The organism is Streptomyces sp. NPDC058092, from assembly GCF_042884935.1.
Lineage (GTDB): Bacteria > Actinomycetota > Actinomycetes > Streptomycetales > Streptomycetaceae > Streptomyces.
The window spans coordinates 304,003-316,780 of sequence record NZ_JBHVSY010000002.1 but is presented as its reverse complement, the minus strand read 5'-3'; the positions used below and the strand labels follow the sequence as shown (position 1 = coordinate 316,780).

At 71.0% G+C, this 12,778-nt stretch carries 10 protein-coding genes; 8 read left to right on the top strand and 2 right to left on the bottom strand.

Going from position 1 to position 12,778, the window contains the following annotated elements; genetic code table 11:
- Positions 1 to 128: 128 nt before the first annotated feature.
- Positions 129 to 563 carry a pyridoxamine 5'-phosphate oxidase family protein gene (locus tag ACFVV1_RS05155; RefSeq protein ID WP_389984639.1) on the top strand — a complete coding sequence of 145 codons (435 nt, stop codon included), beginning with the start codon at positions 129 to 131 and terminating at the stop codon, positions 561 to 563.
- Between the two features lie 121 nt (positions 564 to 684).
- Entirely contained in the window at positions 685 to 1,677 is a 993-nt protein-coding gene (locus tag ACFVV1_RS05150) for a phosphotransferase (protein WP_389985150.1), read from the top strand.
- 45 nt (positions 1,678 to 1,722) lie between these two features.
- On the opposite strand, the gene ACFVV1_RS05145 is transcribed toward ACFVV1_RS05150, so the two are convergent.
- Positions 1,723 to 3,369 carry a protein kinase gene (locus ACFVV1_RS05145; RefSeq protein ID WP_389984636.1) on the bottom strand — a complete coding sequence of 549 codons (1,647 nt, stop codon included), beginning with the start codon at positions 3,367 to 3,369 and terminating at the stop codon, positions 1,723 to 1,725.
- A 295-nt stretch (positions 3,370 to 3,664) separates the two neighbouring features.
- On the opposite strand from ACFVV1_RS05145, the gene ACFVV1_RS05140 reads away from it, so the two are divergent.
- The 6 genes from ACFVV1_RS05140 to ACFVV1_RS05115 all read left to right on the top strand — a co-directional run bounded on the left by ACFVV1_RS05140 (position 3,665) and on the right by ACFVV1_RS05115 (position 11,401).
- Entirely contained in the window at positions 3,665 to 5,329 is a 1,665-nt protein-coding gene (locus ACFVV1_RS05140; RefSeq protein ID WP_389984633.1) for a protein kinase, read from the top strand.
- Between the two features lie 145 nt (positions 5,330 to 5,474).
- A complete protein-coding gene (locus tag ACFVV1_RS05135; protein ID WP_389984630.1) occupies positions 5,475 to 6,236 on the top strand; it encodes a hypothetical protein in 762 nt (253 codons plus the stop codon).
- 84 nt (positions 6,237 to 6,320) lie between these two features.
- Positions 6,321 to 6,935, top strand: coding sequence for a PadR family transcriptional regulator (locus tag ACFVV1_RS05130; protein WP_389984627.1), 615 nt, complete (start codon positions 6,321 to 6,323; stop codon positions 6,933 to 6,935).
- 172 nt (positions 6,936 to 7,107) lie between these two features.
- Positions 7,108 to 7,887, top strand: coding sequence for an ABC transporter ATP-binding protein (locus ACFVV1_RS05125; RefSeq protein ID WP_389984624.1), 780 nt, complete (start codon positions 7,108 to 7,110; stop codon positions 7,885 to 7,887).
- A complete protein-coding gene (locus tag ACFVV1_RS05120) occupies positions 7,884 to 10,730 on the top strand; it encodes an FtsX-like permease family protein (RefSeq protein ID WP_389984621.1) in 2,847 nt (948 codons plus the stop codon). The genes ACFVV1_RS05125 and ACFVV1_RS05120 overlap by 4 nt, the downstream gene beginning before the upstream one ends.
- A gap of 119 nt (positions 10,731 to 10,849) precedes the next feature.
- The gene (locus ACFVV1_RS05115) at positions 10,850 to 11,401 is read left to right on the top strand and encodes a bacterial proteasome activator family protein (RefSeq protein ID WP_389984618.1); all 552 of its coding nucleotides are present in this window, start codon (positions 10,850 to 10,852) and stop codon (positions 11,399 to 11,401) included.
- Positions 11,402 to 11,618: 217 nt separating this feature from the next.
- Here ACFVV1_RS05115 and ACFVV1_RS05110 read toward each other — a convergent pair whose 3' ends face one another.
- The gene (locus ACFVV1_RS05110) at positions 11,619 to 12,605 is read right to left on the bottom strand and encodes an NAD(P)H-quinone oxidoreductase (protein WP_389984615.1); all 987 of its coding nucleotides are present in this window, start codon (positions 12,603 to 12,605) and stop codon (positions 11,619 to 11,621) included.
- Between the last annotated feature and the right edge of the window lie 173 nt (positions 12,606 to 12,778).

Below are 12,778 nucleotides of genomic sequence, written 5' to 3'. Positions count from 1 at the left end.
TACGCCGGAAGAACCGGGACGCGCACGGAGCGGCCGTGGTCCTCGGTGATCTCCGGGACTTTGGTCCCGGACCACCTGGGGCTGCGGCCTCTTTTTTACGGTCTCCCCGGTGGCGGAGAGTGGAGGGCATGTCCTCCGAGGAACTCCACGCGATCGATCTGCTCGGCCGCGTCCCGTACGGCCGACTGGCGACGAGCATGCGAGCCCTCCCCATACTGGCGATCGCCCGCCACATCGTGGTCGACGGCCGCGTCGTCCTGCGGATGCACAGCGGCCTCGGCTACCACGAGGCCTGCGACGGCACGGTCGTGGCGTACGGGGCGGACAACTTCAACACCACACCCTCGGGTGACGCCGGTGAGCTGTGGTCCGTGCAGTTCACCGGCCCCGCCGAGATCGTGCACCCGACCCCCGAGCAGCGGGAGCGCTTCGGCGCCGCCCCCGCCCGGATGAACGGGGAGCCCTTCTCCCCGGCCTACCTCGGGGTCGACCCGCACTTCGTCTCCGTGCACACTCTGGGCCTCCCACGCAAGTCAGCCGAGCCGCAACGCAGCGTGATCTAACATCTGGTGAGTGCCGCGCTCATCTGTAACCCTTCCGTCTGCTCCGCCGGTCGGCGAGGTGCTGTGCTCCTCCGCGCCCCGTTCAGCAGTGCCCCGTCCGCCCGTTCCTCCGGTGGACGAGGTGCTGCGCCGCTACCCGGATGCCGGTGAGCCCCTCACCTGCAAGCCCGTCACCCAGGGCCTCCTCAACCACGGCTACCGCGTCTCCACCACCCGCGGCCACTACTTCCTCAAGCACCACCTCGACGACTCCACCGGCGACCGCGCCACGATCGTCCGCCAGCACCGCGCCACCCAGCGGCTCCAGTCACTCGGCGTGCCCGTCGCCCCGCCCGTGGAGGACACCGAGGGCGACACGGTGGCGGAGATCGGCGGCCGGTGCTACGCCCTGCACCCCTGGGTCGACGGGCTGCACCGGGCCGGCGCCCAGCTCACCGCCGCCCAGTCGCAGCGGCTCGGGGCGCTGCTCGGAGCCGTGCACACCGGACTCGAACAGGTCATGGGGGCGGGCACGGGGCTCGCGGGGCGGTCCGGCGGGTACCGGAGCCCCGACCCCGCCGACACGTTCGCGCTGATCGACGACCTGCTGGCGGCCGCGCGCGGGCGCCGCCCCCGGGACTCCTTCGACGAGCTGGCCGAACACCGTCTCCTGGAGCGGCGGACCCTGCTGGAACAGCACGCCGACCGCAGGCCGCCCACCCCCGACATCCCGGCCACCGGGTGGGTGCACGGCGATTTCCACCCGCTGAACGTCCTCTACCGGGGCACGGACCCGGTCGCGATCCTCGACTGGGACCGGCTGGGGGTCCAGCCCCGCGCGGAGGAGGCGGTGCGGGCCGCGGCGATCTTCTTCGTGCAGCCGGCCGGGAAACTGGAACTGGAGAAGGTACGGGCGTACGCGGGGGCCTACCGGCGGGCGGCCGGGGCGGGTGCGGCGGAACTGGCCGCGGCGGTGCACCGCGTGTGGTGGGAGCGGCTCAACGACTTCTGGATACTGCGCTGGCGGTACTGCCTGCACGACCGAAGGGCCGACCCGCAGTTCCCTGCGGTGTCGGCCCTGGCGGTCTGGTGGACTCGCGAGTACGAGGCGGTGTGCGAGGCGTTCACGGGGTGAGACCTCGCGCGTTCACGGGGGGATCTCGCCGTGAACGCCGCGGGGTCACCCGGTGGTGCCCTTCACCGTGCCGGTGTTGCCGGCCGTGCCCGCGGTGGTCCCGGTGGTGTCGCCGGTGCCCCCGCCGGGCGTCCCGGCGCCGCCGTCCGCCGTACCCGTACCGCCGTCCGCCGTACCCGTGCCACCGTCGGCCGTGCCCGTGCCGCCGTCGGCCGTACCCGTACCGCCGTCGGCTGTCCCGGTGCCGCCGTCGGCCGTGCCCGTGCCGCCGTCGCCCGTGCCACCCGTATTCGGCGCGGACGGTTCCGTCGACGGAGGCTCGGACGACTGGCTCGGGGTGACCGGCGGGGAGTAGGACTTCTTCGGCGGCGGCGAGTCCTGCTGGTTGCTGGTGGAGTTCTCCGGCAGTTGGCTCTGCTCGCTCTGCTGGTCGCTCGGCTCGGGCGAACTCTCCGGCGAGGACGGTGAACTGGAGGTCTTCGGGGGCGTCTTCTCGGGCTTCGTGCCGCTGCCGTTCGCGCTGACGGCGATGGCGACACCGGCCCCGATCGCGATCAGCGCGAGCACGACGAACAGCCACAGCTTGCCGCGGCCGCCCCCGCCCCTGTTTCCGCCTTCGTAGCCCCCGTCGTCGGGGTTCATCGGCGGCAGGATCGGGCCCTGCGAGGTTTCCCCGTGCTGCGGGTGACCCATCGCCATCGTGCCGCCGGTGATACCCATCGCCGGGGTGTGTCCGCCCTCGTGCATCGCGACCGGGCCGGTGTTCCACGTACCCGTGTGGCTACCCTGCACCTGGAGCATCTGCAGGCCGTACTGGATGAGGCCGCGCATCTCCTCGGCGCTCTGGAACCGGTCGTCCGGGTCCTTCGCGAGCGAGCGCATGACCAGCCCGTCCAGCTCCGGCGGCACCGCGTGCAACACCTCGGACGGCGGGACCGGAATGTCCTGCACATGCTGATATACGACAGAGAGCGGCGTCTCGCCCGTGAACGGGGGCCGCAGCGCCAGGAGTTCGTACAGCAGGCAGCCGGTGGCGTAGAGGTCGGAGCGGTGGTCGACGGCCTTGCCCAGCGCCTGCTCGGGTGAGAGGTACTGCGGCGTGCCCATGACCATGCCGGTCTGCGTCATCGTCGACTGCGCGCCGTGCAGCGCACGGGCGATGCCGAAGTCCATCACCTTGACCGCGCCCGAGTTCGTGATGATCACGTTGGCGGGCTTGATGTCACGGTGCACGATGCCGTGCTGGTGCGAGTAAGCGAGGGCTTCCAGCACGCCCGAGACGATGATCAGGGCCTGCTCGGGTGGCGGGGCCTCGGCTTGGAGGAGCAGATCGCGGATGGTGCGGCCCTCGACGAGCTCCATCACGATGTAGGGGACGGTCTGGCCGCCCACCACGTCCTCGCCGGAGTCGTACACGGCGACGATGGCATGGTGGTTGAGGCCCGCGACCGACTGCGCCTCGCGCGTGAACCGGGCCTTGGAGACCGGGTCCTCCGCGAGATCGGAACGCAGGAGCTTCACCGCGACCGTACGTCCCAGTCTGACGTCCTCGGCCGCGAAGACCTCCGCCATGCCGCCCCGGCCGAGCCGGTGGGTCATCCGGTAACGGCCGTCACCGACGACGCCGCCGATGCCCCAGGAGTCGGTGCCATCCGAAACTCCGCCGCCGTTTGCTTCGGAATCGGGTGCCATCAGTCCTCGCCGTCGTATCTGTCCGCGCGTCCGCGGGTTCTCACGGTGTCTAGCTGCATTGCCACGTCACGCTACAGCCTTTGCCGGACACACCGTTTCCGAGAGGGACCGGTCATCCAACCGCCCGGCGCGCCGCCCGCGCAAATTCGATGCGGATCCTGTAACGCTTCCGAGACGCTTCTTGTGCGTAGGGTCACGGAACGGGCACCCGGCTTGACGTGTCGTACCCCTCGGGCAGACTTGGCGCGTAAATAGGGATCATCGCGTCAGTCGCGCGCCGAGGGGGAAGCAAGTCATGAGCCAGGACGGCGCACACGGCGCTCAGGGGCGCTACGCGGGCGGTTCGGTCGCCGGCGGCCGATACCAGCTTCGCGACCTGCTCGGCGAAGGCGGGATGGCGTCCGTATACCTGGCGTACGACTCCGCTCTGGACCGCCAGGTCGCGATCAAGACGCTCCACACGGAGCTGGGCCGCGAGCAGTCGTTCCGCGAGCGGTTCCGGCGCGAGGCACAGGCCGTTGCCAAACTGCAGCACACCAACATCGTCTCGGTCTTCGACACCGGTGAGGACGAGCTCGGCGGCGCGCTGATGCCGTACATCGTCATGGAGTACGTGGAGGGGCAGCCGCTCGGCTCCGTACTCCAGGCGGACATCCAGAACTACGGGGCGATGCCGGCCGACAAGGCGCTCAAGGTGACGGCCGATGTGCTGGCCGCGCTGGACACCAGCCACGAGATGGGCCTGGTCCACCGTGACATCAAGCCCGGCAATGTGATGGTGACCAAGCGCGGTGTCGTGAAGGTCATGGACTTCGGTATCGCCCGCGCCATGCAGTCGGGCGTCACCTCGATGACGCAGACCGGCATGGTCGTCGGCACCCCGCAGTACCTCTCCCCCGAGCAGGCCCTGGGCCGCGGGGTGGACGCGCGCTCCGACCTGTACTCGGTCGGCATCATGCTGTTCCAGCTACTGACCGGGCGCATCCCGTTCGACGCGGACTCGCCGCTCGCCATCGCGTACGCGCACGTCCAGGAGGAGCCGGTCGCGCCCTCCACCATCAACCGGTCGATCACCCCGGCGATGGACGCGCTCGTCGCCCGCGCGCTGAAGAAGAACCCGAACGAGCGCTTCCCCAGCGCCGCGGCGATGCAGGACGAGATCGCGCGCGTGCTGAGCGCGAGCGGGCAGACGGGTGCTCCGGTGATCGTCGCGGGCGGTGGCGCCCCGGCGAACAGCGGTTCGGGCGTCGGCTCGGCGGTCTTCCCGCCGGTCGACCAGTCCACTCCGGCGCCGCAGAACGTCCAGACGCCGTACCAGCCGGGCCCGTACCCGTCGGGGCCGTACGGTGCACCGACCCCGGCGCCCACCCCGGCCCCGTCGTACGGCTATCCGCAGTCTGCTCCGGCGTACCAGAGCCAGGCGCCGATGGCCCCCGTGTCCCCGATGGCCCCCGTGTCCCCGATGCAGCAGCAGACCCCGCCGCCGTACACGATCGCGCCGCAGACGCAGGGCGGCTCCGGCGGGGGCGACGCCAGGCGGAACATGCCGGTGATTGTCGGCTCGATCGTCGTCGCGCTGGTCGCGATAGGCGGGCTGATCACGGTGCTCGCGCTGAAGAACGACCCGGGTACGGAGGGGGCCTCCCCGAACGAGTCGTCGGCATCGAGCGAGCACAAGGATCCGGAACGGAACCGGACGATGAAGACCGATGCCTGCACGGACGCCATGGAGGACGACGACGACCCGAACAAGGTCGACGCACCGAGCTTCCTCTACAAGGACATCCTGTCCGCGAAGGCGTGCGCGGACGCGGCGGGCTGGACGATCAAGGAGATCAAGGTGCCGGGGAACGCCTACGCGGAGGACCAGGTCATCGACCAGTTCCCGACCTCCGGAACCGCCGTGCCCAAGAGGGGCGCCCACTTCGAACTCCGCATCGCGACGGGCGACCCGGCCTGAGCGGACGCGGTACGCGCTCACGCGGCAGTGGCGGGGCGCGGGCGACGTCCTGAGGACGCCACATATCCGAGATGCCGGACATATCGTCACATGTGACGCTGACCCCATGGCTCAAGGACTTCTCCCATCACGGTCCACGAGGTGCGTGGTCTGCCTCATATTCTCGGCGGGCGCGGCATTGGGGGCCGCGACAGGCCAGGCGCACGCGGACCGGCGCACCCCCGGTGGGGCGCCGGGGGCGGTCAGCGGCTCGGCGACACCTCCCGCGCAGGCCTCCGCCGCATCTTCCGCCCACCCCTCCACCGGCCCCGGTGACCCGGGTGCCCAACCGTCGGGCAAGGGGTCGACCACCCCTTCGGCCGAACCCTCGGCCATACCGACGACCACCCCCTCGGGCGGCGGCTCGGCCGCCCCCGCGCCCCCGGCGCCTCCGCTGCCCTCTTCCCCGGCATCCGGCTCCCCTTCGGTCTCCCCCTCCGGCCCGCCGTCCTCCACCGCTGCGGACCCGAAGTCGCCGCCCCGCGAAGCGCAGACCCCGCTCGCCGGGCGCGAGGCCGGTGAGGGGCGGCTGCGGCCCGGGCGGCCGCTCGCACCCGCGGACAGCTCTTCCGGCGAGCCCGACGGGCCCGACGACCCCGTCCAGCCCGACGCGCCCGACGCGCCCGACGCGCCCGACGCGCCCGACACGTCCGACGCGCCCGACACGTGGCCCACGGCGACCGATCCGGGGCTTGTCCCCGCCGCGATACCCGCGGCGAGCACGTCCCCCGAGCCCGGCCGACTCGCGCCGCAGGCCCTCGACAGGCCGGCCGTACAGCGCGTGAAGCAGGTGTCCCTGGGCGCGGGAATCACGCTGATAGGACTGGGGCTGGGCTTCCTCGCGTTCCGTATGCGCCGCTCGGCCTGAGACGGCCCCACGGGCCCGCAATCAGCGCGCAGGCACGCCGGGCGTGACTTGCACCGAGCAACATACTGGGTATACATACTCAGTATGTCGATTCGTCACGGGCTACTGGCCCTGCTCGAACGGGGGCCCCGATACGGCTCCCGGCTCCGCACCGAATTCGAGTCGCGCACCGGCTCCACCTGGCCGCTCAATGTCGGCCAGGTGTACACGACGCTGAGCCGACTGGAGCGCGACGGCCTGGTCGTCCAGGACGACGAGGACGACCAGGGGCACGCCCTCTACGCCATCACCGACGACGGCCGCACCGAGCTGCGCAACTGGTTCGAGACGCCCGTCGACCGCAGCAATCCGCCCCGTGACGAGCTGGCCATCAAGCTCGCCATGGCGGTCGGCGCGCCCGGTGTGGACATCCGGGCCGTCTTCCAGTCCCAGCGCCGCCACACCCTGAAGGCGATGCAGGACTACACCCGCCTCAAGGCGCAGGCCCTCGCCGATGTCCCGGCCAACCGCGACGAAGTCGCCTGGCTGCTCGTACTGGAACAGCTGATCTTCCAGTCGGAGGCGGAGGCCCGCTGGCTGGACCACTGCGAGTCCCGGCTGGTCCGCCTCGCCGAGGCCGCCGCCACGGAGCCGGAACCCGAGGTACGTACGACCGGCCGCGCCCCTGCCCATATCGCCCGTCCACGCAGCCGACGCTGACCACCAACCACTCCCGTACACCCGGCACATACCCGGCGCATACCCGGACCATCCGGCACCCGGCACCCGGCACAAGCTCCGGACCGCCCGCGTACGCACCCGGTGCCGGCCACGGACCGCTTCCGGGTCCGCCACCGGCCCACAGACCTGTTCCAAGGGGGAACCACCCACCATGTCCTCGCGCGCCCCGTCCCGATCCGCGTCCTCGTCCGATTCGCCGCTGTCGGTCGACGCACCGGTGCTCGAACTCCGAGCGCTCACCCGCACCCACGGCACCGGCATCGCCGAGGTGCACGCCCTGCGTGGCATCGACCTCTCCGTGCACACCGGTGAACTCGTCGCCGTGATGGGCCCCTCCGGCTCCGGCAAGTCCACCCTGCTGACCATCGCGGGCGGCCTCGACACCGCGACCAGCGGCCAGGTCATCATCGAGGGCCAGGACATCGCCGGCCTCGGCCGCAAGGGCGTCGCCGCCCTGCGCCGTCGCAGCGTCGGCTATGTCTTCCAGGACTACAACCTGATCCCGGCGCTCACCGCCGCCGAGAACATCGCCCTGCCGCGCGAGCTCGACGGGGTCTCCGTGCGCAAGGCCCGCAAGGAGGCGCGGGCGGCGCTGGAGGAGTTGAAGCTCCTGGAGATCGCCGACCGTTTCCCGGACGAGATGTCCGGCGGCCAGCAGCAGCGCGTCGCGATCGCCCGTGCGCTGGTGGGGGACCGGCGCCTCGTGCTCGCCGACGAACCGACCGGGGCACTCGACTCCGAGACCGGTGAGGCCGTGCTCGCGCTGCTGCGCAGCCGCTGTGACCGGGGCGCGGCCGGTGTGATGGTGACGCACGAGCCGCGGTACGCCGCCTGGGCGGACCGGGTCGTGTTCCTCCGGGACGGTTCGATCATCGACCAGGCGCTCACCGCCGACGCCGACTCGCTGCTGGCCGCCGAGGGCGCCAAGTGAGCGTCTTCACGGGCTGGCGCGCCTCCCTCCGCATAGCCAGGCGCGACGCGATGCGCGCCAAGGGCCGCAGCGCACTGGTGGTCGCGATGATCGCGATACCGGTACTCGGCGTCACGGCCCTCGATGTGACGTACCGCAGCATGACGCCGACCGTCGCCGAGCAGCTGACCAGCAAAATGGGCTCCGCCGACGCGTTGTTCAGCGACGAGATGATGGGGCCCATCGAGCAGCTCCCCGATGGGGCGGTGAGCAACATCTACATGGGCGTCGACGACGCACCGCCCGTGGAGAACCGCGACCCGGTCGACATCAGGACGACGTTCCCCAAGGGTTCGCGGGCGATCAGCATCCAGTCCGTCCCGGCGAGTGTCACCACCCGGTACGGCGTCACGAACACCGACATCGTCGAGATCCGGACGTCGGACACGATGGCCCGCGGCAAGATCGACCTCGTGCGCGGCGCCTACCCGCACGGCAAGGGCGAGATGGCCGCCACCGAGCCGTTCCTGAAGGCGACCGGACTGCACGTCGGCTCGACCACCACCGTGCGCAACTCCGGCCGGACGTACACCATCACCGGCGCGGTCGAGCTGCCCAGCGAGCTGAAGACCGAGGCGCTCTACGCCGACCCCGGTGCGGTCATCGCTCCGTGGAAGGCCGAGGCCGACCACGACAAGAAGGTGCTTCCGCCGAACGCCGGGTCCATGGACTGGCTGGTCAAAGGCCCCGCAGGGGTCGGCGTGACCTGGCCGCACATCATGGAGGCCAATAAGTCGGGCGTGCTCGTCACGTCCCGGCAGGTCGCCCTCGACCCGCCGCCGGACTCCGAGGTCCCGCTGACTGCCAGAAACCCCGGCAGCTTCGACATCGGCTCCGAGAGATTCAGCGCGGCACTCGTCACCGTGATCGCCATGGCGGTCCTGGAGATCGTGCTGCTCGCCGGGCCGGCCTTCGCGGTCGGTGCGCGCCGTTCCCGCCGCCAGCTCGGCCTTCTCGGCACCTGCGGCGGAGACAGGCGCCACATCAGGGCCGTGGTGCTCGGGGGCGGTCTGGTGCTCGGTGGCATCGGAGCGGTGGCGGGTGTCGCGGTCGGCCTCGGGCTCACCGCGGCCCTCCAGCCCGTGATCGAGAACTGGGCCGGACACCGGTTCGGCTCTCTCTCGATGCCGCCGCTGGAGTTGCTGCTCATCGCCGCGATCGGCCTGATCACCGGCCTGCTGGCGGCGTTCGCCCCGGCGATCGTGGCGAGCCGGCAGTCCGTACTGGAGTCGCTGACCGGCCGGCGCGGCGCCCGCCGCTCCTCCCGGGTGCTGCCCGTCCTGGGCGCCTGCGTGCTGGCGCTCGGTGGCGCGATCGCCCTCTACGGCGGCACCAGCGGGAATTCGACACTGGTCGCCGGCGGATCGATTGTCGCCGAGCTCGGTCTGCTCGGGTGCATCCCGGTGATCGTCGGCTTCCTCGGGCGGCTCGGCAGGAGGCTGCCTCTCTCGCCCCGGATGGCGCTGCGCGACGCGGCCCGCAACCGTGGTCGTACCGCTCCCGCCGTCGCCGCGGTGATGGCGGCCGTCGCAGGTTCGGTGGCCATCGCCACGTACATGTCCAGCCATTCGGCCGAGTACGAGTACAACTACATCCCCTCGCTCACCCAGGGGACCATCGTCGTCTCGTCCTCCGGCGAGGAGTCGGCCGAGCGGCTCCCGCTGGCACGGACGGCCGTGGAGCGGAACATGGCCGTCACCAGCGGACACGCGGACTTCCGACGGGTCTGGGCAGGCAGCGACTGCAACAACTACGAGGAGAACCAATGCGGCTCGCTGGAACTGGTCAAGCCCACCGGCAAGGCCCACAGCTGCCCGCTCACCCGCAAGGGAGCCAAGGAGCTTGCCGCACGGCTCTCCGCCGACGAGCACAGGAAGCTGATGCGGTCCCCCGCCTGCCTCACCGACCTGATGGCGTCGGGTCTTTTCGACACCGGTGAGAGCAACATCGTCGTCGCGGACGCGGGCCTGCTCGACACGTATGTGAAGCTCGACGACCCCGCGGCGGCGAAGGCGCTGGCCGCGGGCACTCCGGTGCTGCTCAACCCGGTGTACGCGGAGAACGGCGAGGTCACTGTCAAGGCGGTCCACCAGTACAGCGAGAAGGACAAGAAGTACGGGCAGCCGCACCCGGGCAAGGCACGGACCACCGTGGACAAGCTGAAGGTGTACGTGGCCCCCGAGAAGTACGCCGCCACGCCCGGAATCCGCATGATCCTTCCGGAGAAGACCGCGGAACGGCTGGGCCTGCACACCAGGGCGTCCGGGAGCGTGTATGCCGTCGCCCATGCGCCGACAGCCGCCGAGGACCAGCGGGTTTCCGGTGCCATCGAGCAGGCCGGCGGCGGCATCTGGGTGCAGGCCGATTACGGCCCCGGCCTGGGGGAGGACACCATCCTGCTGATCCTGACCCTGTTCGCCGGCCTGGTGACCCTGGGCGCGGCCGCGATCACTACGGGCCTGGCCAAGGCGGACGCGGAAGCCGACCTCAACACCCTCAGCGCGGTAGGTGCGCCTCCGAGCGTGCGGCGGAAGCTGTCCGGCTTCCAGTGCGTGGTGGTGGCCCTCACGGGTGTGGTGCTCGGCACGCTGGCAGGCCTGGTGCCCGCGGTGGCGCTGCGCCTCATCGACCTGCGGGAAGCACTGAAGTTGATGCGGCTCGATCCCACACAGTCGGCGTACACGCCGATCGTGCTGCCCTGGGCGACCATCGGTCTGCTCGTCGTGGGCATTCCGCTGCTGGCCGGGGTGCTCGCTGCGGCGTTCACGCGGTCGCGCCTGACGCTGGCACGGCGAGCCGGATGATCACGCGTCCGGCGCGGTCAGTGGCCTGACCGGCTGATTTGGTGCCCCCGTAAACGGTGGATCAACCGTTTACGGGGGCACCACCGTGTTGTACAGCAGGTGTGCGAGACAATGGCGCCATGGAGATGCCGAGGAATGAACGGTCGCAGGAGCACCCCCAAGTCCTCGTGGTGGGGCAGGACGGCATGGCGATCGGCGGCGGCGGTGGCACTGACGACGAGTCGCGTGAGGTCCCGGTGACGGAGATGGTCGAGCAGCCCGCGAAAGTCATGCGCATCGGCAGCATGATCAAGCAGCTCCTGGAGGAGGTCAGGGCTGCTCCACTCGACGAGGCGAGCCGGGTCAGGCTCAAGGAGATCCACGCGAGCTCCGTGAAAGAGCTGGAGGACGGCCTCGCGCCGGAGTTGGTGGAGGAGCTGGAGCGGCTCTCCCTGCCGTTCACCGAGGAGTCGGTGCCCTCCGAGGCGGAACTCCGGATCGCGCAGGCCCAGTTGGTGGGCTGGCTGGAGGGCCTCTTCCACGGCATCCAGACGGCGCTGTTCGCCCAGCAGATGGCGGCGCGGGCCCAGTTGGAGCAGATGCGCCGCGCCCTTCCGTCGGGAAGCGGACACGAGGACGAGGACGGCAGCGGGGATCAGCACGGGGCCATCCGGTCCGGGCCGTATCTGTAGTCGGTACGCCGCTCTGGTCCGCACGCCACTCTCGCCCGTACGCCACTCTGGTCCGTACGCCACTCTGGTCCGTACGCCACTCTGGTCCGCACGCCACTCTGGTCCGCACGTTTCGATGACGTAGCAACGCCAAGGCCCGGCACGCATGGTCGACGACCTGTGTGCCGGGCCCCGTTGTGTGCGGTGCGTGCCCGGTGGCGAGGGCAGGGGCGGAGGGTCAGCCCGCGGGTGTCCGCAGAAGCACCTTTCCGATGTGAGCGCTGGACTCCAGCACCCGGTGGGCCTCGGCGGCGTCGGGCATCGGCAGCGTGCGGTCCACGACCGGCCGTACGACACCGTCGGCGATCAGCGGCCAGACGTGCTCGCGCACGGCGGCGACGATGGCGGCCTTCTCGGCGAGCGGACGGCCGCGCAGTGAGGTCGCGGTGATGGCGGCCCGCTTGTGCAGGAGGGCGTTCAGATTCAGCTCGCCCTTGACGCCGCCCTGGAGGCCGATGATGGCAAGCCGGCCGTTGACGGCGAGTGCCTTCACGTTCCGGTCCAGGTACTTCGCACCGACGATGTCGAGAATGACATCCGCACCGGCCCCGTCCGTCGCCTTGCGCAACTCCTCGACGAAGTCCTGCTCCCGGTAGTCGATCAGGATGTCGGCCCCGAGCTCCGCACAGCGCGCGAGCTTCTCCGGTCCGCCCGCGGTCACCGCGACCGTTGCGCCCACGGCCTTGGCGAGCTGGATAGCCATCGTGCCGATGCCACTGGATCCGCCGTGCACCAACAGCGTCTCGCCGGGGCGCAGATGGGCCACCATGAACACGTTCGACCAGACCGTGGCCGTCACCTCGGGCAGTGCCGCCGACAGCGTCAGGTCGACTCCGTCCGGTACGGGCAGCAGTTGTCCGGCGGGTACGGCGACCTTCTCCGCGTAACCGCCACCAGCGAGCAGCGCACACACCTCGTCGCCGACCGACCAGCCGCTGACGCCGGGCCCGATCGCCGAGATGCGGCCCGCGCACTCCAGGCCCGGGTACGGGGAAGCACCGGGCGGCGGGTTGTAGAACCCCTGCCGCTGCAGCACATCGGCGCGATTGACCGCGCTGGACACGACATCGACGAGGACCTCGCCCTCGCCGGCTACCGGATCGGGCACCTCGGCCCATACGAGCGCCTCGGGGCCACCGGGTTCGGGGATCGTGATCGCATACATGGCGGCGAGGCTACTCCGTGGCGCGGGACGCACGGAGCCGTGGCGCGGGACGGGCAACCACGCGGCGCCGGGAGGCGGCGTCGCAACGCCGGCAGACGACTCCGCAACGCCGGCAGACGACTCCATGACGCGACGGGCCGTACGGGCGGGCCTACGCGGTGGGAGCGGGCCGG

Bases quoted from the DNA above. Each gene is read 5' to 3' on its own strand.
- ACFVV1_RS05155 (WP_389984639.1), top strand. From the start codon at position 129: ATGTCCTCCGAGGAACTCCACGCGATCGATCTGCTCGGCCGCGTCCCG.
- ACFVV1_RS05145 (WP_389984636.1), bottom strand. From the start codon at position 3,369: ATGGCACCCGATTCCGAAGCAAACGGCGGCGGAGTTTCGGATGGCACC.
- ACFVV1_RS05140 (WP_389984633.1), top strand. From the start codon at position 3,665: ATGAGCCAGGACGGCGCACACGGCGCTCAGGGGCGCTACGCGGGCGGT.
- ACFVV1_RS05130 (WP_389984627.1), top strand. From the start codon at position 6,321: ATGTCGATTCGTCACGGGCTACTGGCCCTGCTCGAACGGGGGCCCCGA.
- ACFVV1_RS05125 (WP_389984624.1), top strand. From the start codon at position 7,108: ATGTCCTCGCGCGCCCCGTCCCGATCCGCGTCCTCGTCCGATTCGCCG.
- ACFVV1_RS05115 (WP_389984618.1), top strand. From the start codon at position 10,850: ATGGAGATGCCGAGGAATGAACGGTCGCAGGAGCACCCCCAAGTCCTC.
- ACFVV1_RS05110 (WP_389984615.1), bottom strand. From the start codon at position 12,605: ATGTATGCGATCACGATCCCCGAACCCGGTGGCCCCGAGGCGCTCGTA.